Source organism: uncultured Microbulbifer sp. (assembly GCF_947498635.1).
Taxonomy (GTDB): Bacteria; Pseudomonadota; Gammaproteobacteria; order Pseudomonadales; family Cellvibrionaceae; genus Microbulbifer; species Microbulbifer echini.
The window spans coordinates 95,226-114,843 of sequence record NZ_CANMKV010000010.1 but is presented as its reverse complement, the minus strand read 5'-3'; the positions used below and the strand labels follow the sequence as shown (position 1 = coordinate 114,843).

The following is a 19,618-nucleotide window of genomic DNA, read 5'->3' as shown; positions in this document are numbered from 1 at the left end:
CTCCTTATTATCCGTGAATAGTCAGCTGTGATGGTGTCAGGGTTATACCGGTACTAATCACCAGGCTGCGACTCAAGTAGCCAGCGCTTTCCTCTTTTTCCTCAGCGGAGAGAAACAGAGATTCTGTACGCTGATCAGACAAATCGCGTTCAAAGAGCATGGTGAATTGATCTGTGAGGGAATAATCCCCACCCTCGTCATAGGTCTTCTCGGCCATATGCACCGGGTTGTGATAATCGCCCGCAGCGGTCCAGACTCTTTCGTAGCTGCGATCTTGAAGCTGATACTTGGCTGCGCCAATTTCCTGTTTCAGGAGTCTGTCCCAAGCCTGCTGGTTGGCGATATCGAGGGTATCGTAGAAGTGAAATAGCTTTACGTCTACTACATGCTCATCACTCTGACCGCCTTCCGCTATAACCTGTAACCAAGCATCATCATCGGTGTAAAAACGATATACCCAAGTTCCATCAAGCTCTACAACACCTGCTGCTTTGATAATTTGCGTGGGCGAACAGGATTCAATGGTAAGCTCATCCAATATCAGGCGGATGGCCAACGGGTCCAATTCAAAACTGGCGCCAAGCCGCAATCCCATAATCTCCGGAGTTTTTACTACCGCAGTTTCTTTGCCTTTCAGTTTGTTGATTAGCTTGGTAAACATGTACTGGCCCCATCCCCTTCATTGATTCTTATATCGAAGCAGTGCCTTTCTTCAAGCCGCTTGGCCGAAATATAGTAAAGCATATCCCCTTTACTAACCTGATCTGTCAACGCTGGGTTTACATCAATTTTTACCACGCCCTGGCGACGGACGGCGATCAAGGTTGCAGACAGGTTCTTTTTAAAATGCTCGAACAAGGCGGAGAATGGTAACGGCTGCTCCCCGCGGTACTCTACACTGTACTGCGTCATTCCATAAGTGCTGTCCAGGAGTTGCCGGTGCAGCCTTGCGGAGCCGGGGTCCAGAGAGGATTTAGCCAACAGTTCCACTGCTACTGAGGGGATGCATTCAATTTTGGGACAGTGAGCACGCAACAACTCACCAACATTTTCATCCTGAAAGTAGGCTGTCGTGTGGCTGTTAGGGCTGTGTTTATCACAGAATAGCGCAGTGGTGAGTGTTACATCGTCCAGGGGATTATCGATAATAATCCGCGCAGCGTCGGCAAGGGCAGCGCGCTGCATGCTCTCAATATGAGAAAAAGATTCAACCCGGACAAAATCTATTTTTCCGGGCATGGGGTTCTCAATATCGGCCTCGACACAAAGCACGACTTCGGTTGTTGTGCCATTGGTCTTTGACAATAGCAGCTCTATCAGGCGAAGGGTTCGCGTTCCATTCCAGCCGATAATCACAGTGTGATTTACAAGATTTGTCATGCGCAGCCCTCTCTTTCCACGGTGCACAAACTCCGAAATTGCAAAGCCCGCCTTGGCAATCACCATGGCAAACAAACTCAAGCCGAAGGGAATCACCCAGGCCGCCACGACCACCTTGCCCGCCGGCGTTACCGGGGAAAAATCACCGTAGCCTACAGTAGAGGCGGTCACCACAAGCCAATAAATGAAATTTGCAGGGGCGACAATGTCGCTTTCTCCTGCGGCGCTGAGCAGCACATAGCTACCCACCACATACCCGAGAACACCGATAAGAATAGTTGTTATATTGGCCCTAACAAAAAGCGACGCCAAAAGGCGTCGCACTCGATAGACAAGCACCGGATCAGGCCTTTTCGCGTTTCGCCAGTAACTGAGCCAGTTTATCGCTACCGCTGACCTGGCCACCGGGCTTGATGCCCGCCGCCTTCAGTTTGGCGTCGAGGCTGGAACCCGTTTCTTCGGTAGCCAGCTCTTCTGCTGCTTCCAGCTCCGCCGCACGTTCCTGCTGCTTGTTCTTGATACGATCAAGGCTATCTAGGGCCGTTTTGACTTTGCTGTTAGCTCCCATATGACGGGAGGAAACTGCCACCTGAGCTTTCTGCACAGACTCAGTAGCTTTAACTTGGTCAATCTGCTGCTCCATGCGGCGCACATTCGTTTTCGCCTTGGCAATATTCCCTTTCAGGGAGCGCTCAGAATTAAGGAAACCTTCCAGCAGGCTCTGTTCAGTTTCGAGTTGGGCCTCAAGCTCCGAAACTCGCTCGGCACACTCGAGTGCCAGACTCTCATCGCCCTTCTCATTAGCGTTGATCGCATGCGTACTATAGGTTTCGACATCCGCTTTCAGCGAATCCACTTTACTCTCGGCCAGTTTGCGTTTGGCCATGATTTTGGTCAGGTTCTCATCACAGGCTTTCAATTCGGCTTTTGCCTCTCGTAACTCCTGGTCGAGGATACGGATAGACTGACTGTCCGCAACCGCTTCAGTACCTTCGTTGACCGCGCCTTTCAAGGCAGTCCAAATTTTTCTCAGGCTCATGCTACACCCTCCATTTCAAAATGATCCGCATATAAGTCCAGGAAGTCACCCACATTGGAAAACAGGGTTTCAACTTCTTCAATAACCACTTCGTCTTTGCTGGATACCGAGAGCGCACCAAAGGCGACATAATAGTGCTCACCACCAATCATCTTGATGGCAATCGCCGTCAGGGGAACCAACTGATGGGTCTGGAGAATCATCTCGTTGAGCGCGGCCACATCAACTACTTGGCTCACCGGAAACAAAATGCTCTCGACAACGATCTGCTTCTCACCGACATAAACAAATGCATCGACACCCTCATCATTGGAGATGCTGAGGCACTCTCCCTCAGGCTCCACCACCCACCCAGTGTGGTTTTCCGCCAACTGGCGTAGATTCTCATGGTTCCAGGTCATCTCAACTCCCTCGCTGTGGAATATCAGTCACGAATATAGCATCAAAAAAAAAGTGGTCAATAACTTATTGCAAACTTATGTTGCAAATAATACACATAGGGATAATATTTACCACATACGTGATATCAAATGTAACAGAGTAGAGCCCATGGATCACAAGCAAAGCCTCGGCAATCAGCAAGCACTGGCTCCTTACAAGCAGGCCATTGCCCGCTATGTACGTGCGTCTATGGCTATGAGGGGTATGCGCTACGGTGATCTCGCCCAGGCCCTGGCTGAAAGGGGGATATCAATGACCACGGAAAACCTGCGCAGCAAGGTGAGCAAATGCATGTTTTCGGCAGACCTGCTAGCTGCCATCATTGATGCCCTATTGGTTGAAAATAGCGCCATGCCTGAGATCCTCAAGCAGGCACGGGAGCTGCAAGATCAAGGACTCTATACCGAGCAAGAGAAAAGCTAACACGCCCTTCCCCACGACACCAGTAACGGGGCAAATTGGGGGATACACTGAGCAAGGTCTCGAAAACTCAACAAGAGCCTCCCGATGGATCAAGTCGACCAAACAGATCAAATCGACTAGTAGTGGTGAAGCTTGTAGACCGGCTCACCATTGCCGCACTTGCCTACCACCTCAGGCTCGGAAAGTTTCGCACCAGCTGGAATGACTTTGTTGGTGGGCCACCAGACAAAACAGGCGTAGCGGAAGTTGACTGCCCAGTTGCAGTACAGGCGACCGTCATCCTCCTCGTAAAAGCGCGCCTGACAAAAGCTCAGGGTCGGGCTTCTCACCCCCTGCTGCTGTTGAGCATCCACAAAAATCACATCTACAGCCGCTACGGCAGATACCCAAAAACAGGGTATCAATAGCCACAATTTCATAGGCACTCTCGGCGTAACTGCAAACCGGACTCCCTTAAGCCTAGCAGGCCCGGCGCAAACTTCATTGTATGCGCGCACGCTCACTAGCCCCAACGGTTACTCCTGTTTCAGCACTTCAAGAATGCGCCTTAGGCAATCCCGCCGGTCCTGTGACCAACTGACATAGGGCAGCGGTAACACCTTAACCCCTGCCCGATACAATACCTTGTAGGTCTGGATAGTAAAATGTTGTCGGTATTCTCCCGGATAACCAATCAAGTCCACCCCTAGGATATGCCCGCGGTATTCACAAACCACATCAATGCGCTGACCGGCAATTGGAAAAGCGATCCAGTGCCTGATATGCGCCTGCTTCAGCCCAGCGCTAACCTCCCTGGCAAACTCACAGGGAAACGCTTTCTGGGAAGTCTTGGAGCCGGCACCGAGGGAAAAAGTAAGATAGCGGCGCAGTAGATGCTCATTCGGCAAGGAATCCGGGTTAACCGAATAGGCTACCAACTGCCTCTCTTTGGCCCGGGTTACCGCCACATTGAACATATCAGCGCGATTGAGATAGGTTGCCGCGCGCAGGGACTGACTATCTACTGCCAACGAGAGGAGCATCACGTCCCGCTCGTCCCCCTGAAAACCATAAGGTGTTGCTACACGCACCGAAAAGGAAGACAACTTTTTAGCCGAAAAGGCCTTGCCCAACTCCACAGCGAGGTAATCTGCCTGCTCCCGGTAAGGGGACAGCACCCCCACCGTTGGCTTCACTGGAGAATCGACATAGCGGTCCATATGCTCGCGCAAGCGCTCAATAACCCAGTCTTTTTCCACCCGATTCCTACCGTTTTTTGCACGCCGCCCCTCAAGGTTATGCAAGGTAAGAGCACCCTCATCCGAAGCGCCTGGGCGCGCTTGCATCACTTTAAGCCGATCGGCATAAAAAGCATGATTACTGAACGCGATCAGCTCCGGCTGGCTGCGGTAGTGTTCGTCCAACAAGGTAACCGCCTCCTGACTTCTCAGGGAGTCGGAGACAATATCCAACAGGGATTGATCGCGATAACTTAGAGACGCCGGCAATTCCCCTGAAGCATTAATCTCGCTCCACAGGCGCTGCTGCGCCTGTGCTGATAAGAAAGACACATGACGCAGCTGTTTTCCATCCCCCACCACAACCGCGCGCTTGGCTCGATAGAGTGCCGGTAGAGCACTGGCAATATCACACTGAGTGGACTCGTCAAAGATCACCAAATCAAACAGCTCCCGTGACAACGGCAGTATTTCATTCAGCTCATCCAGGCTCGCAAGCCAGATTGGATAAGCCTGTAATACAGCCTTCATATTCGTCCGGGCAAAACGCTCCGCTTGAGTTTTAGAGGTTCTCGCCCTGAGGGCCTGGTGAAAATGGGTTAGATGCTGCCTTTCTTTGTCAAGAAGTCTTAATAAAGTCTCTTTTCGGTAGGTATTGATATATCCAGCAGACTGACGCTCAAAACAGTTACGTAAATGGCCAATAGTATCCTGGAAGGCCCAGAGAGCCTCCGTATCCAGTCGTCGACGCAATACGCGCGCGCTCAGGGCAGAAAGCCAACCTCCACCGACGCCAATCGCCTGGGCAATTCGTAGCGCCCACTCAAACCGCCGCTCAGCTCTGCGCAGTGACTTGAGAGTGGTTTTTAGATTGCTTTTTAATTTGACTGTACCTATCTCCGGCGGAGCTATACCTTCCTTGAGTAGTGAGTCCAAGTGCGCCTTCAAACTACGAACAAAGCCCCGCTCTCCAGCATGCACATAGCCTTCGCTCAACCCATAGGTATCACGCAATTTTTGTCGAACCACATCAATTGCTTGAGGAGTTTTGGAGACAACCAGTACAGTACCTCCATGTAACATTTGATCGATCGCCATTGCCGCGATAGTAAAACTCTTACCGGTTCCAGGCGGTCCGGAAATAAGGCTTAGCGGCAGATTTGCGGCATTATGAAGTGCCCGCTCCTGGGCAGCACTCAACAACCCAGGTAACATTTCCGGCTCGCTATCACTCTTAAGATAATCACCACTTCTTTCGCCGAGGACAGCCGTTAAAGGTACCGAATACGCTTGAGCCTGAGACAGCTGACGCAGCTCATGGATTACCCCTCGCGATCCCCTCGATCTATCAGCCAATAGCACTGCACAGGCACTGATTACCCTAAGTGCCGAGCGACTTGCCCACTCTTCGTGGGGGCTCGAGTGCAAATTTGGCCAACGGCCAATTTCTCCAATACCCTCCAGCTGGGTATTCTCCTCAAGCCAGCGCCCCATGGCCGCCACTTGAGCACTATCCAAGGGAAAACTCGGCACGGGAAAAGTATCCGTGACACTGGGATCCACATCCACTTTGAGAATTAGGCGAAGTACAGGCAAATTAATACGAAGATCCGCTGAGTGGATCTCGGCAAAATATTCTTCTTCACAATAAACCTGTGCAGGAAAGTACAGGAGTGGAGCGCACAATTTACGCTTTGAGATAAAACCAACCTGAGCAGGGAGTAGACCGGAAATAAAAAAGACGGCATAAATCAAGCTGCGTTCTTTTCGGTAGGCCTCCGCCTGTTCGGAAAGCTGTGCCACCGAGGTACTCACCAATGGAATACGCGGCAGCTCTTCACTGGATAAAAAGTCCCGATCAGAAAGAAACATGCGGCGATTATTCGCAAGCTTAGCAACATTACCCAACGATAAGTCATGATTATCAGCTTGGTAACAGCGTCTAAAATATTCAACCAATAACTTCGAGGAATCCTGCATAACTGACTGCTTTTCCCTATTGAAGCGAAAATGCTACCCGAAATTGCCTCAGTGGGACAGGCGCCCCCTCGACAAGGAGCCTGCCGAACCCCCTAATGGAAAAAAGCGGCGCAAAGATGCGCCGCGGATAAGCCTAGACAGTTGCGAGTCAGTAAACCTCTAATAACCCGAAGCTTGCAAACGCATTACCCCTTTTCGCTCTTCCCCACCATAGAGCGTAACTGCTGCGATTCAGCGGAACTCAAGCTTAAATTATACTTTTCGACGATAGAAATAAATCTCTGCACATAGATCTTTCCGACAGGTGCATAGGGCGGCATCCATTGGTCCGGGCCCTTGTGCCCCTTACTTTGATTACGTCCATCGTCTACCAGCCACAAGTTATCGATATCCTCGGCAAACTGTCTCTTCAACTTACGACTCCACTTTGCCCCACCGTGATCATGAGCCCATTTTAAAGGCACTATATGCTCTACATCTAAATCCGAAGCTCTGCTGTAAAAACTACCTGTGTAGGGATCCAACCATAATCCAGTATCGACTTTACAGCCATTGGAGCGGGTAAAGGTAACTGGCGAGAGAGAATAGCGTATCAATAGCTCGTGACGGGTATCCTGGCAATCCCGATCTACATCCGACCACTTAGGTAACCACTCATCCCTCTCATAGGTTACTGCCAGGGCCGTAAAACTCAGTGAAAACAAAAAAACAGATAAAAAAATCTTTGAAAATGACCGAACACTCATACATCAACTACCAATCAAATCAGAGTGTCAGATTACAAGAAAATTACAGTTAAGAGTATGTACCAGTTCAAATTGGGAGGCGGACACCATGAAGTCTTTCAGCGAGTTGTTATGTATCGAATACTTATTCTTTAGTTCCACCCATTAAAAACTAGCAGGTTCTGCCAGCCATTTGAAAACCCACTGATGTAAAAAGTTGGCCAGAAATAGGAAAAAGAGTGCGCAAGGAAAAGCGGTCGTAAAAAGAAAAATCCCGCACAATGCATAACCAACATCGCGCGGGATTTTAAAGTTACCCTCCAATAAGGTGGGCGTTAAGATCGGCTGTTTCTATCAGGCTGAGACCGGCTCTTCGGCAGAGGTTTTTTGCACCGCTGCTCCGGCACCGGCACCGCCCTCCACTTCATCGGGTTTAACCTTATGGAAGATCGCATAGAAAACTGGTATTGCGATTAAGGTCAAGATAGTAGCAAAGCCAAGCCCCCCCATAATTGTCACGGCCATATCCGCAAAGAAGGCGTCGAACAAGAGCGGTGACATGCCCAAAATAGTAGTGACAGCTGCGAGGAACACCGGACGCAAACGACTCACGCTCGCACGCTGAATCGCGGTCAGCCTGGGAAGGCCTGCATGGGTTTGCACCTCAATCTCGTCAACTAAAACCACAGCATTTTTAATCAACATCCCCGACAGGCTCAATACCCCGAGAAGTGACATAAAGCCAAACGGTAAGCCGGTTGCCAGCAAACCAACAACTACGCCCACCAAGCACATTGGCACCACCAGCCAAATAATGACGGGTTCACGTACAGTACCGAATAAGAGAATCGATACCAGAATCATAATCAGGAAACCTAGAGGTAACCCTTTGCCCAGAGACTTTTGCGCATCGGTCGAGCTTTCATATTCACCACCAAATTCGAAGGTAAAACCCGGCGGCAATTGCATACTTTCCACCCAGGGGCGGATTTTACCGAAGGCTGCCATAGCAGTGACCCCCTCAGGCGCATCTGCACTGATCGTAATAGTCGGAACACGATCGCGTCTTTGGATCAGCCCCTCATCTGCCGTTACTTCAAAGTCGGTAATCAATTGCCCCGCCGGAATATATCCTTGGTCATTGGGGCTCCACACCAGGCGGTCTTCTAAAGAGCCAACCTGGTTGCGATCCCCTTCAGGCATACGGGCAATAATTGGGATAATCCGGTCACCACTTTCAAAGTCGCCCACGGTATAACCCGCAGTAGCAAACTGGATCATACGGCTAATATCCGTATTCGTGACGCCAGCCACTCGCGCACGTTCATCATCCAGATGCGCATGAATAGCCGGCTCTCGGCTGCGCCAGTCATGACGAATATCCTCAAGCCCCTTGTCGCGAAATTGCTGTTCAACTGCCTGAGCGAGCCCGCGCAGGGTCTGGTAATCCTGGCCAGAAATACGCACTTCCACATCGGCACCACCACCGGGGCCAAACACTAAACGTTTAAAAGTGATCAGCGCTTCTGGTTGCTCTTCACGTAGACGCTCCCTGGCCCGCTCAATTAATTGGGGGATTTGCTCCCGCGTTTGAGCTCTGACAATCAATTGGCCGTAAGAGGCGTTAGGCGGCTCAGGAGCATAAGTCAGCATAAAGCGGTCAGCCCCACGACCTGCAACAGCCGTCACCGAGGCCACTTCCTCTTGCTCTTTGAAAAACTCCGTTGCCCGCTGCAGTGCCTTATCCGTACGATTGATGTCACTACCCTGAGGCATGTAGTAATTGACATAAAACAGCGGGGCGTTGGAATTAGGGAAGAACCCCTGCTTCACAAAACCAAAGCCAAAGTAGCTGACCAAAGTCACTGCCACAAGAAGGCCAATGGTCAGGCCGCGATGCTTCAGTGCTCCGGCCAAAGCACCGGAGTACATATTATAGTAACGACCGTTATAGGGATCCTCTGAGTCCGAGTCCTTCCCTGGCTTAAACAGGTGGTAACCCAAATAGGGCGTCACCGTAACGGCGAGGATCCAGCTGAGTAAAAGGGATATTCCGATCACAGCAAACAGGGAGAAGAGGAATTCTCCAGTTGCATCATCAGACAGACCAATGCCGGAAAAAGCCATGATACCGATAATGGTGGCACCCAGTAGCGGCCAGAATGTTTGGCGTACCACTCGGCTAGCGGCGCTCTTGGGCTCTTCATTTCTCTGAACCCCCATCAACATGCCTTCCGCTACCACGATGGCGTTATCAACCAACATGCCCATGGCAATAATCAGGGCACCGAGGGAAATCCTCTGCAGATTCAAACCAAAGAGGTTCATGATCAACACGGTTCCCAACACAGTGAGGCCGAGCACAGTGCCCACCACTACGCCAGATCGCCAGCCCATAAAAAGACAAAGCACAAGGGTGACGATAACTACAGAGGAAACGAGGTTAAACAAGAAGCCATCGACACTTTCCTCCACCACCCGGTGCTGCTCATAAATCGGATGGATTTCAACGCCCAACGGCAAAGCCAGCTTTACTTTTTCCAGCTTTGCTTCTACTGCCTTACCAACATTCACAATATTGGTATTTTCAGCACCAGCCACGCCGAGCAATATCGCCTGTTTTCCGTCGAAGCGGGCTATAAAACTCGGGCTTTCATCATATCCCACCGAGATATCAGCAATATCACGGATAGCCAGCATTGCGGTCGAGCCCGGAACACCCACGAGAATATTGCGAATCGCTTCCAAATCACTAGCAGGGTTGTCTACCAAAATCCGGGTGCGCAAATCCTGTCCACCGATTTCACCAACTTTTTGTGTGGAGCTTTCTGATTGCAGAACTTGCGCCAAGTCATCCAAAGAGAAGCCAAATTGGGCGAGGCGGGATTCATCAATATCCAGGTAAGCAACCTCATCGATGATCCCGGAGCGAGATACTTTTGCCACCCCTTCTACACCGAGCAGCTCGCGACGAATGGCTTTGGTAATTTCGCGCATTTCAGTCAGCGAAAAGCCTTCACCAGTAATCGCGTAATAAATACCATAAACTTCTCCAAAGTCATCATTGACAACCGAGGGATAAGCCCCGCTGGGGAGGTCACGCTGGGCATCGTTGACTTTTCGTCGCAACTCATCCCATACCTGAGCCAGCTCTGCAGAGGCGTATTGATCTTTTATCTTTACGCGGATTTCCGACATACCCGGGCTTGATGTCGAGGTTACAAGATCCAGCTGGCCCATTTGTTGAATGGCCACCTCAAGCTTTTCTGTTACCTCCTCTTCCACCCGTTGAGCGCTTGCTCCAGGGTAGAGGGTGAACACCCGAGCCTCTTTAATCGTGAAAGCTGGGTCCTCGAGGCGGCCAATATCCGAAAGCCCCCAAAGTCCACCAATCAGGCAGATCAGCATCAACAACCAGGTGTAAACCGGCTTTTCAATAAATAAGTCAGAAATCTTCAAAACATTCCCCCCCTGTTAACAGGGCCAGAGCTCAGATACCAATTAGCGCTGTACATAATTGCGAACTTTTGCGCCGTCGTAGAGATGTTGCCCCCCCGCCGCCACCAGCTTCATCGCCGACGAGAGCCCCTCAGTAATTTGTATGGCTTCACCATTGGTGCGGCCGAGGGCTACTTGAACCCTGGAAACAGATTGGTCTTCATTAATCTTCCAGACATAGGGCTTGCCCTCACTACTACTCTGTACCGCTGCCAGGGGAATCCAGAAGTCCTCACTGCCTTCTTTCATTTTGACAGTAACTCGAGCCGTCATGCCGGGAAGGATCTGCACATTCTGAGGGCGCGGCATACCCAGCTCCACAGCGTAAGTCTGAGTCACATTGTCAGCCTCCGCCTGATGTTCGCGATATTTGAGCGCAAACTGTTTACCAGGTAGGAATTCAAACTCAGCAACCACGGAGCTGATCTGCTCTTCATTCACCGTGGCCAACATTTTTTCGGGTACAGAGATTTGGATTCGAACCTCAGAAATATTCTGTAGCCGTACAATTGCCTGACCCGGCTGGACATTGGTGTAATTCTCCACAAGCTGTCGCGTCGCCAGAGCATCGAAGGGAACTCTGAGCTGGGTATAAGCCAAATCCTGTTCCGCTCTTTCCAGTGTTACTTTGGCCAGGTCAAAGTTACTTTCTGTTTCATCCAGTTGCTGCTGAGAAATCACTTTCGAGCCGGCCAGGGAACGTTGACGCCTCAAAGTCTTTTCCAGAAGCTCTACATTCACTCGGGTCTCTTTAACCCGTCGGCGGTAGTCCCGATCATCCAGCTCAGCGATCAATGTATCTTTGGGAATAATCTCCCCCTCGCGAATATTCAACTTGGCGAGTTTCCCCCCCACCTGGAAAGAGAGATCCACGCTCTGCACAGCTTTCACCCGACCAGCAAATTGTCGATCCGCCACTTTGGTCGTGCTCTCGACTGTGGCGACCTTTACCGGCCAAAGACGCTCCGCCTGCTGTTCGTCTTTTTCTGAGCCGGAGCAACCCGCAAGAATTACCGCTGCAGCCATCAGCAAGGCCATGGGGATACGAGAATTTACCGACAATTTCATATTCGTCATCCAAAAGCGTATTTGAAAAAAAATCAGGTGAGATCTGCAGAAAGCGTAAACAAACGTTCACGCAAACGGTCGAGCATGGGATCACCCTGCTCCATAACACCCAGCACACGTCCAAAGAACATACCCTGGGCAGCAAGAATCAATAGTTGAGCGAGCTCTGGGTCGTTGTAGCTACTGGAAATTTCATTGCGAAGTTGAGCCTCCTTGACCTTAACAGGCTCCAACAGAGCCGGGTCCTCAGCTACGGCAGCGATTAACGAGCGCGGCAACCCCTCGTCATCTTCCATTAATTCAAAAATAGAGCTGAGCCGAGAGACCACCAAGTTGCCACCAGCGGTTGCACAGGCAGCTGCGCCGGCATCCTCCCTGGCAATGGCCGATTCCAGCATCGCCTTTAAAAGGGACTGCTTAGTCCGGAAGTGATGAATCAGACCGCCCTTACTCAGTCCACACTGGGCTGCCACAGCATCCAACGTGAGCTTGCGTGCCCCTTTCTCTCGAACCACCTCTTCCGCCGCGCGGACTATGGCAGATTTATCGACTCTAGACACATGACCTCCCAGGCATCTTTCACAAACCAACCGGCTGGTCGGTATCTTAACCTGACTCGGGAAAACGTCAAGTTATGCTACCCTCTGTCACCATCATGCCGGGGGACTTCTGAGCACTCTGCGGGCTTTGAGGTTGCCGGGTATCAGACGCTGTTCGCCACCATGGCTTTAACCGTTTTCAGCGTATAAGACAAGGCTGTAACTTCGATGACTGAGGGAGCTCCCACGCCCACCAAACAATCGTTCTTGGTAACCTTGGTTTTCGAAGCATTTACACAACTGCATGACCCATAAAAATTTTTTTTAGCCCTGCTTCGGAGCCACCTATGACGGATCACGCCTGCCCATGCGGCTCGGGCAAGAAATTCAAACGCTGTTGCGACCTCTATCTCTCAGGACAGGCCTACCCCAATACTGCCGAAACTCTGATGCGCAGCCGCTTCAGTGCCTACTCAATGGGAAATCTGACATATCTAAGAAAGACCTGGCACCCGGATACCTGTCCAAACCTCAACCAAGAAGACCTAGAAACACAGTGGACCCGACTGCAAGTCGTTAAGTGTAAGCCCGGACTGAAAAAGTCAATTGTGGAATTTAAGGCATGGTATACGGAGAATGACCAGGAACATGTGATCCATGAAATATCCCTGTTCAAGCTGTATAAGAAAAGATGGGTTTACCTGGAGGCACTCCCAGGCTGGCCAGATTGAGGGTGTGACTTAATGACGGGTAAAAACGGTTGCGCCTGAGAAACTTGCTCGATCGCTAGCGGGGGAATATCGCGGGAGCGTCTGCACTCCCGCACCTCCTTCAACATTTTTTGCTTATCGGCAAAACGAACACCCGACTTTGCCTTCACGTGGGCACCGCCTTTTCCCAATAGTGGATTGCGCGCGACATAACTGCGCAACTTACCACCGGTCTCTGGTGGAATCTTTTTCACATCAAACCCCCTTTAAATAAACTGCCAAGAAAATGGCAAAAATAAAACGCTCTTTCACAAATTTCAAACCTGTGCCCCCCTTAATCTTCAAATAATTACAGAGAAAATTCCAACCCTACCCCTTGATACAAATTACCTGGCGCAGAGTGTGCACCACTTCGACAAGGTCTGACTGATTTTCCATAACTCGGCTTATATCTTTATAGGCCGCCGGTATCTCATCAATCACCCCCTTGTCTTTGCGACAACAAACACCAAGAGTCTGCTCTTCGAGGTCTTGGCGCGTAAACCTCTGGCGCGCCGCAGTGCGACTCATCTTGCGGCCGGCGCCATGAGCACAAGAATGAAATGACTCAGCATTTCCGCGCCCACACACGATAAAGGACCGGGCCCCCATGGAACCTGGAATAATTCCCAGCTGGCCTTTTTTCGCGCTAATCGCCCCTTTTCGCGTAACATAAACATCCCGCTCAAAGTGCCGCTCACGCACAACATAATTGTGATGGCAGTTAATCGCTTCAGACGTTAGCGTGAATTTTGGCAATTGCGTTTTCAGACAATTCATAACAAGCTTCATCATCTCCTGCCGGTTTACCCGGGCATACTCCTGAGCCCAGTTCACCGTCTCAATATAATCAAAAAAATGCGGATTCCCCTCAGAAAAATACGCCAGGTCTTTATCCGGCATATTATGCATATGACCCGCCATATCCCGACGGGCTAACTGTATAAAGTGCTGTCCGATGGCATTACCAATACCCCGACTACCGGAGTGCAGCATCACCCAAACTGCATTCGCTTCATCCAGACAGATCTCAATAAAATGGTTACCACCACCCAGACTACCCATTTGAGTAACCCAGGTTTTTTGTGGCTGGTGCAGTTTCTTCAGTAGCCCAGGATGTTTTTCAAATAACCTATCCACACCGGGAGCTAAAATTTTGCAGGCAGATTCCCTGGCAGAGATCATCTTATGACGACCCTGTCCAATGGGTACTTTCACCTCAATGGCCTCCCGCAATGCTTTCAGGTTGTCTGGCAACTGATGGGCATGTAGCGAAGTCCGCACCGCATTCATTCCGCAGCCTATATCCACTCCCACCGCAGATGGGATGACAGCACTCAGAGTTGGAATCACCGACCCAACTGTCGCTCCCTTACCAACGTGGACATCTGGCATTACCGCAAGGTGAGAATGAATAATGGGCAACTGAGCAATATTTTTAAGCTGTTGCAATGCCATCGGTTCAACTTCATCAGTATATATTTTTACCGGCACACTACCCGGTGGTGCATTTTTATTCAGCACGAATTTTACAGGCATATAGAGTCCTTGGATTTATCCAATAAATCAGCAAAAGCTCTTCAAAACCTAAAACGAAAAAGCCCCGGCAGACGCCAGGGCTTTAGAAAATTCTGGCTTGAAAAGCTCAATCACTTTTCAAGCACAAGCACATGAAAAGCAATTAAATAAACAGGTTGTTGATATCTACGTTTCGCATTTCATGACTCCTTCGTGGCTGCGGTGCACACTTAACAGATGAGTAGCTAATTAAATCTACTGTAGATTTTATTGTCTAGCCACGGTATGTCAACCTAATTCTCGCCACTTAGGTAGTATTTCTTCCTAAAGCCTGATTTCTACTCTCAAATTCAGAGCGACTCCAGCATTTGAAATGCAATTGTTATCTCACAACAATACAATGCGCATCCAACAACCGACTCTCTATCAGATCGAAAAATGAGTATTGACCCAGAAATAATCTTTGAAGACGAATACCTTCTTGCCGCCTACAAACCTGAAGGCTGGCTCGTACACCGCTCAGGGATAGATCGTCACGAAATACGTATTCTTCTGCAATACTTACGGGACCTGAGCGGCCAGCATTTATTCCCAGTGCACAGATTGGACAAACCGACTTCCGGGGTAATTGTCTTTGCCAAAAGCAGCGAAGCTGCAGCCCAATTACAACAACAGCTAAAAGAGGAGCACTCTCAAAAAAAATATATTGCAGTCTGTCGTGGTTACTGCCCCGAGCGGGAAGTAATCGATTACCCCTTACCACCGGTAGCGGACTTTAAGCATCAACGCAAGCGCTCGAAATCGGATCTTCCCCGCCAAGAAGCCGTTACACTTTTACGTAGACTCGCCACTGTGGAATTACCCTACGAAGTTGACCGCTACCCCAGCAGCCGCTATTCACTGGTAGAAATTCACTTGAAGACTGGCCGCCGCCACCAGATTCGCAGGCACCTCAAACATATCCACCATCCGCTGATTGGCTGCCCCAAATACGGAAAGTCCTCACACAATCGCTTTTTTTTGCACCAATTTGGTTGTGGGAGACTGCTATTACATTCAGTAAGGCTAGAGCTGAAACACCCTGTTAGTAGCGCGCCATTAGTATTTCAAGCCGAACCCCGGGGTGAGTTTAAGAAGCTGCTGGAAACATTTGACTGGGTTGAGGCTTCCAGAGCCTAAGCAGGCAAGCATTAAAAACAAAGAAGCGAAAAGAAGCGAAAAGAAGCTTAGATAATTAAATTTTACTTGCTGACGACGATAGGCCACCTGTCAGCCGCGGCAGGTTACTCTACAGTATTAACTCGCCGGATTATTTGCCTGATAAGTGAAGCAGGCGACGAACGGTACTCTCTTCTAAACAGCCAGCCACTCAAGTTGAGTCTCCCTGGCCAGCCTGCTCCTCAGTGCCTTTTTTACGCGCACCGAAAAGCCCTTTTTTCTCCACTTCCAACTTGGGATGCGGTCTCAAAAAATAACGCAGCTTATCCTTTTCCCACATCGCATCCTGGTAGCCAAGTTCTATCAGCTCCTCAATATAAGGCCGCTCAAAAAGCAGATAACTGGCTGCGGAGACACCACCTCCAGCTCGGGTCGCCCCGGTAGAACGAAATAACCAACGTAACGCGGGTGGTAAAAACTGTAATTTTCTCCCCCCAAGCCGAGCGAGACTCTGTGAAGGCTCAATGACCACAGACTCTACAGGCCGCAAAGGAGCCAAATCCGCAAACTTTTGCTCATCCACAGAATCAAGCAAGGTATTGACACGATCCATATGTTCCAGGTCCCCCTCCAAGCTATCAATAAATGCGGCGTTGAACCATTGTGTGGCAATTTGAGCCATTGATGGGGAGTGAATTTGGCTATCGTTGCGTCGACTTCCCCAATGTATGGGTGAGCGATTATCAGACACACCAACGACAAAAACACGTTTGGCGCCGAGGTGAAGAGCCGGACTAATTGGCGCCATCTGGCGAATAGCGCCATCGCAATAATAAATATCGTTGATTTTTACCGCGGGAAATATTGCAGGGATTGCAGCAGAGGCCAACAAATGATCGACGGTCAGCTGTGTGGCAATGCCAAAACGACGGAAACGTTGCCAGCTGCGCACCCCATCCGCTGCCTGATAGAAACTGACGGATTCACCTTCACTGTAAGAAAGCGCATTAATACAAGTCGCGTGAAGGTAACCCGAATCGATATTTTTTTGAATATTATCAAAATTGATCACCTCCCCTAAAAGCTTGCGCAAAGGCGCATTATCGAGAAGCGCGAGGGGCTTTTGCCGGCCAACCCCCTGGTTGAATAGGGATCGACTAATCGACAGCAGGTTACCTAAGAGGCTGAACCAGCTGGTGCGGTAAACACGCTCCACGCTCAGGCTCATCCACACCGAGCACATGCTCTCGATAGCCTCTTTAAAGGTCCCTGGGTGGGCCGCCAGCATCATTGCATTCATGGCGCCGGCAGATGTTCCACAAATAATTTTAAACGGTCGAGGGTTATCTTCTGGCACTACCTCTGCCAGAGCCTTGAGAACACCGGCCTGATAAGCCGCACGAGCACCACCACCGGATAGTACCAAAGCGCTGTTCTGCACAGGAACCAAGGACTTTTCGCTACCTTTAGACACTGTAATATTCCAACAGAAACAGGCCGCAAATGACTCTAGTGGCTGTAAGGCTATTGAAAAGTGCAAGTACCAACAAACACCATTACTTATATAGCGGAATATGACAACCCATAACCCGACTCACTACTATTTTTCAGCTCCAAATAATCTAGTGGTCAAAGGGCCATATTCACTACGTAACGGCCAATACCATGGCCACGATGGAGGCGAGCAAGGAACTCCGACGCCTGTTCCAGCGATATATCCTCAGCTATAAGCTTCAGCTTGTCGCCGATATACCACTGATCAGCCAGTTTTTGCCAAACAGCGGACTTATTTGCTATTGGCAACTCTACGCTATCGACACCTAGAAGGCTGATGCCACGCAAAATGAAAGGGAAAACATTTGCATGGAATTGAGCGCCCGAGGCCATACCGCAGGCCGCCACGCCACCGCCGTAAGCCAGGGATTTAACCACGTTAAAAAGAGTTTCCCCGCCAACGGTATCTACCGCCCAAGCCCAAAGCGGCTTAGCCATGGCCTTATTGGCAAAGGGAGCAAGAGTATCCCTATCCAGAACCTTCCAGGCACCCAGTTCAGTCAAAAAATCAGCCGCCTCTAACTTTCCTGTGACCGCAGCCACACGAAAGCCCAAATTCGCAAGGAGAGCCACGGCTATCGAGCCTACGCCCCCAGTGGCGCCCGTAACGAGAACCTCTCCATCTTGCGGCACGGCACCTGCTTCCAACAATCTATCTACGCAAAGAGCCGCAGTCAGCCCGGCAGTACCCAGCGCCATGGATTCCCATGCACTGAGCCCCTTCGGTAGGGGCAAGACCCACCCCCGGGGCACAGAAACGACCTCAGCCAGGCCCCCAGGTGTGTTCATTCCTAAATCATAACCAGTGACCAGAAGTTCTACCCCCGGACTAAAAGCGCCAGTTTTATCCTCTAGCACGGAAGCCACCGCATCAATCCCCGGCGTGTGCGGATATTCCCTGGTAATGCTGCGGTTGCCAAATGCAGACATTGAGTCTTTATAGTTTAGGGAGGAGTAGGAAACACTTAACAGTAGAGAGTTGGCTGGTAGGTCTCGAACATGGCGCGTCACCACCCGCTGATCAAACTTGCCTGTAGCAACTTCTTCAACCCGAATAGCCCGAAACTCCTTATCCAGAATGCTTTTCATGCCGCATTATCCCTTTGTCAGTGTTAATCTCTAATTACCCCCTAAACAATGGTCCCTTTACTGAGCGTGGTGGCGCCAAGCAGTCAATCTTGAGAATAGGCGCGTCAGTGCCGATTCTATGCCCGCCTCAGCGGCCAGTCCCATTTTCTTGGCGATATTCTTCTTCTCTTTATATTCCACCTGGAACAATTCCACCTCGCGAGCGCATTCAGTCAGGTACTCGTCCGAGGTTTTCAACTCATCAACCAACCCCATTGAAAGGGCTTTTTGCCCGAACCAAACCTCTCCAGTTGCCACCTTGGCAACATCAAGATTGGGGCGATATTCACTGATAAAATGCTGGAAAAGCACGTGTATCTCCTCTAGGTCACTTTGGAACTTCTCGCGACCCTCTTCGGTATTTTCCCCAAACATCGTTACCGTGCGCTTGTATTCACCCGCGGTAAAAAGCTCATAATCGACATCGTGGCGCTTAAGAAGGCGGTTAAAATTGGGCAGCTGAGCCAGTACGCCGATAGAACCCACCATAGCAAACGGCGCAGCCAGGATTTTGTCGGCCACGCAGGCCATCATATAGCCCCCACTAGCGGCCACTTTATCAACTGCAATAGTGAGCTGAATTCCGGCACTGCGCACCCGCGCTAGCTGACTCGCTGCGAGACCATAATTGGCGACCATACCCCCGGGACTTTCCAGACAAAGGAGTACTTCATCCCCAGCTTCAGCCACTTGTAGGATCGCCGTAATCTCCTCGCGAAGATGAGAGAGGCCACTCGCTTTGATATCACCGTTGAACTGGGTTACAAAAATACGCTTTCGCTCACCGTTCGAACCGGCTTGTTTTTCGGGTTCTGCTTCAGGGGCGCTCTTTTGCAACACTTTGGCCCCGACCTCTGAGCTGGCCGCTTTAGACCCTTTCCTCTTCGCGGCTGCCTTATGTTTCTTGAGAAGCGCCTTTTCTTCCGCTTTTTTCTCTTTAGCCAGCTGTTTCTTTAGATGGGCAAACTCATGCTTTTCCATCACCGCTTCCAACAAAGTTTCCTTGAATTGCTCATAGCGGTCATTCAAGCGCGTTACGCTGATATGCCCCTGTACCCTCTCCTTCAATTGTTCACGATTAGCAAAAATAAACCCAATCAATACCATCAGAGCCAGAATGACAGTAACGATTTTTGCCAGAAACAGGCCATATTCAATTAAAAATTCCACTTATACTCCAGATTGCTGCCTTGCAATTTTG

Annotated in this window: 18 protein-coding genes; 3 read left to right on the top strand and 15 right to left on the bottom strand. The window is 50.2% G+C overall.

Going from position 1 to position 19,618, the window contains the following annotated elements; translation table 11 throughout:
* Positions 1-7 precede the first annotated feature (7 nt).
* Genes Q1A69_RS07430 through Q1A69_RS07415 form a run of 4 tightly spaced genes read right to left on the bottom strand, consistent with a single transcriptional unit; the run spans position 8 to position 2,820 of the window.
* On the bottom strand, positions 8-661 hold the full coding sequence (locus Q1A69_RS07430) for a YjfK family protein (RefSeq protein ID WP_299583397.1): 654 nt from the start codon (positions 659-661) through the stop codon (positions 8-10).
* Positions 646-1,692, bottom strand: a complete 1,047-nt coding sequence (locus tag Q1A69_RS07425) for a potassium channel family protein (RefSeq protein ID WP_299583394.1) — start codon at positions 1,690-1,692, stop codon at positions 646-648. Before Q1A69_RS07425 ends, Q1A69_RS07430 begins: the two co-directional genes overlap by 16 nt.
* 31 nt (positions 1,693-1,723) lie before the next feature.
* Complete coding sequence (locus Q1A69_RS07420) at positions 1,724-2,419, bottom strand: PspA/IM30 family protein (RefSeq protein WP_299583391.1); 696 nt, start codon at positions 2,417-2,419, stop codon at positions 1,724-1,726.
* Positions 2,416-2,820 (bottom strand): DUF2170 family protein, encoded by a 405-nt coding sequence (locus Q1A69_RS07415; protein WP_299583388.1) that lies wholly within the window; start codon positions 2,818-2,820, stop codon positions 2,416-2,418. The genes Q1A69_RS07420 and Q1A69_RS07415 overlap by 4 nt, the downstream gene beginning before the upstream one ends.
* 148 nt (positions 2,821-2,968) lie before the next feature.
* Here Q1A69_RS07415 and Q1A69_RS07410 point away from each other — a divergent pair, with 148 nt between their 5' ends.
* On the top strand, positions 2,969-3,283 hold the full coding sequence (locus Q1A69_RS07410) for a DUF6471 domain-containing protein (protein WP_299583385.1): 315 nt from the start codon (positions 2,969-2,971) through the stop codon (positions 3,281-3,283).
* A gap of 116 nt (positions 3,284-3,399) precedes the next feature.
* On the opposite strand, the gene Q1A69_RS07405 is transcribed toward Q1A69_RS07410, so the two are convergent.
* From Q1A69_RS07405 to Q1A69_RS07380, 6 genes are all read right to left on the bottom strand, one after another.
* The gene (locus Q1A69_RS07405; protein ID WP_299583382.1) at positions 3,400-3,702 is read right to left on the bottom strand and encodes a hypothetical protein; all 303 of its coding nucleotides are present in this window, start codon (positions 3,700-3,702) and stop codon (positions 3,400-3,402) included.
* A 96-nt stretch (positions 3,703-3,798) separates the two neighbouring features.
* Positions 3,799-6,480, bottom strand: a complete 2,682-nt coding sequence (locus Q1A69_RS07400) for an ATP-binding protein (RefSeq protein WP_299583379.1) — start codon at positions 6,478-6,480, stop codon at positions 3,799-3,801.
* Positions 6,481-6,665: 185 nt separating this feature from the next.
* Positions 6,666-7,226 (bottom strand): DUF1524 domain-containing protein, encoded by a 561-nt coding sequence (locus Q1A69_RS07395; protein WP_299583376.1) that lies wholly within the window; start codon positions 7,224-7,226, stop codon positions 6,666-6,668.
* A 333-nt stretch (positions 7,227-7,559) separates the two neighbouring features.
* Complete coding sequence (locus Q1A69_RS07390) at positions 7,560-10,664, bottom strand: efflux RND transporter permease subunit (protein ID WP_299583373.1); 3,105 nt, start codon at positions 10,662-10,664, stop codon at positions 7,560-7,562.
* Between the two features lie 42 nt (positions 10,665-10,706).
* Complete coding sequence (locus tag Q1A69_RS07385; protein WP_299583370.1) at positions 10,707-11,771, bottom strand: efflux RND transporter periplasmic adaptor subunit; 1,065 nt, start codon at positions 11,769-11,771, stop codon at positions 10,707-10,709.
* 32 nt (positions 11,772-11,803) lie between these two features.
* Positions 11,804-12,331 carry a TetR/AcrR family transcriptional regulator gene (locus Q1A69_RS07380; protein ID WP_299583367.1) on the bottom strand — a complete coding sequence of 176 codons (528 nt, stop codon included), beginning with the start codon at positions 12,329-12,331 and terminating at the stop codon, positions 11,804-11,806.
* Positions 12,332-12,657: 326 nt separating this feature from the next.
* Between Q1A69_RS07380 and Q1A69_RS07375 the strand changes: the two genes are divergently transcribed.
* A complete protein-coding gene (locus Q1A69_RS07375) occupies positions 12,658-13,041 on the top strand; it encodes a YchJ family metal-binding protein (RefSeq protein WP_299583364.1) in 384 nt (127 codons plus the stop codon).
* Here Q1A69_RS07375 and Q1A69_RS07370 read toward each other — a convergent pair.
* Positions 13,008-13,274 carry a hypothetical protein gene (locus Q1A69_RS07370; RefSeq protein ID WP_299583361.1) on the bottom strand — a complete coding sequence of 89 codons (267 nt, stop codon included), beginning with the start codon at positions 13,272-13,274 and terminating at the stop codon, positions 13,008-13,010. The genes Q1A69_RS07375 and Q1A69_RS07370 overlap by 34 nt on opposite strands.
* A 115-nt stretch (positions 13,275-13,389) precedes the next feature.
* Positions 13,390-14,598: an RtcB family protein gene (locus tag Q1A69_RS07365; RefSeq protein ID WP_299583358.1), complete on the bottom strand. Its 1,209-nt coding sequence runs from the start codon at positions 14,596-14,598 to the stop codon at positions 13,390-13,392.
* A 417-nt stretch (positions 14,599-15,015) separates the two neighbouring features.
* On the opposite strand from Q1A69_RS07365, the gene Q1A69_RS07360 reads away from it, so the two are divergent.
* Complete coding sequence (locus Q1A69_RS07360) at positions 15,016-15,756, top strand: pseudouridine synthase (protein WP_299583355.1); 741 nt, start codon at positions 15,016-15,018, stop codon at positions 15,754-15,756.
* 190 nt (positions 15,757-15,946) lie between these two features.
* Here Q1A69_RS07360 and Q1A69_RS07355 read toward each other — a convergent pair whose 3' ends face one another.
* The 3 genes from Q1A69_RS07355 to sohB all read right to left on the bottom strand — a co-directional run bounded on the left by Q1A69_RS07355 (position 15,947) and on the right by sohB (position 19,587).
* Positions 15,947-17,209 carry a patatin-like phospholipase family protein gene (locus Q1A69_RS07355; RefSeq protein WP_299583352.1) on the bottom strand — a complete coding sequence of 421 codons (1,263 nt, stop codon included), beginning with the start codon at positions 17,207-17,209 and terminating at the stop codon, positions 15,947-15,949.
* A 155-nt stretch (positions 17,210-17,364) separates the two neighbouring features.
* The gene (locus Q1A69_RS07350; protein WP_299583349.1) at positions 17,365-18,378 is read right to left on the bottom strand and encodes a YhdH/YhfP family quinone oxidoreductase; all 1,014 of its coding nucleotides are present in this window, start codon (positions 18,376-18,378) and stop codon (positions 17,365-17,367) included.
* A gap of 57 nt (positions 18,379-18,435) precedes the next feature.
* On the bottom strand, positions 18,436-19,587 hold the full coding sequence (gene sohB / locus Q1A69_RS07345) for a protease SohB (protein WP_299583346.1): 1,152 nt from the start codon (positions 19,585-19,587) through the stop codon (positions 18,436-18,438).
* Between the last annotated feature and the right edge of the window lie 31 nt (positions 19,588-19,618).

Excerpts from the sequence above, each read along its gene's own strand:
- Q1A69_RS07430 (WP_299583397.1), bottom strand. The coding sequence starts at position 661 with ATGTTTACCAAGCTAATCAACAAACTGAAAGGCAAAGAAACTGCGGTA.
- Q1A69_RS07420 (WP_299583391.1), bottom strand. The coding sequence starts at position 2,419 with ATGAGCCTGAGAAAAATTTGGACTGCCTTGAAAGGCGCGGTCAACGAA.
- Q1A69_RS07415 (WP_299583388.1), bottom strand. The coding sequence starts at position 2,820 with ATGACCTGGAACCATGAGAATCTACGCCAGTTGGCGGAAAACCACACT.
- Q1A69_RS07410 (WP_299583385.1), top strand. The coding sequence starts at position 2,969 with ATGGATCACAAGCAAAGCCTCGGCAATCAGCAAGCACTGGCTCCTTAC.
- Q1A69_RS07405 (WP_299583382.1), bottom strand. The coding sequence starts at position 3,702 with ATGAAATTGTGGCTATTGATACCCTGTTTTTGGGTATCTGCCGTAGCG.
- Q1A69_RS07400 (WP_299583379.1), bottom strand. The coding sequence starts at position 6,480 with ATGCAGGATTCCTCGAAGTTATTGGTTGAATATTTTAGACGCTGTTAC.
- Q1A69_RS07395 (WP_299583376.1), bottom strand. The coding sequence starts at position 7,226 with ATGAGTGTTCGGTCATTTTCAAAGATTTTTTTATCTGTTTTTTTGTTT.
- Q1A69_RS07385 (WP_299583370.1), bottom strand. The coding sequence starts at position 11,771 with ATGAAATTGTCGGTAAATTCTCGTATCCCCATGGCCTTGCTGATGGCT.
- Q1A69_RS07375 (WP_299583364.1), top strand. The coding sequence starts at position 12,658 with ATGACGGATCACGCCTGCCCATGCGGCTCGGGCAAGAAATTCAAACGC.
- Q1A69_RS07365 (WP_299583358.1), bottom strand. The coding sequence starts at position 14,598 with ATGCCTGTAAAATTCGTGCTGAATAAAAATGCACCACCGGGTAGTGTG.
- Q1A69_RS07360 (WP_299583355.1), top strand. The coding sequence starts at position 15,016 with ATGAGTATTGACCCAGAAATAATCTTTGAAGACGAATACCTTCTTGCC.
- Q1A69_RS07350 (WP_299583349.1), bottom strand. The coding sequence starts at position 18,378 with ATGAAAAGCATTCTGGATAAGGAGTTTCGGGCTATTCGGGTTGAAGAA.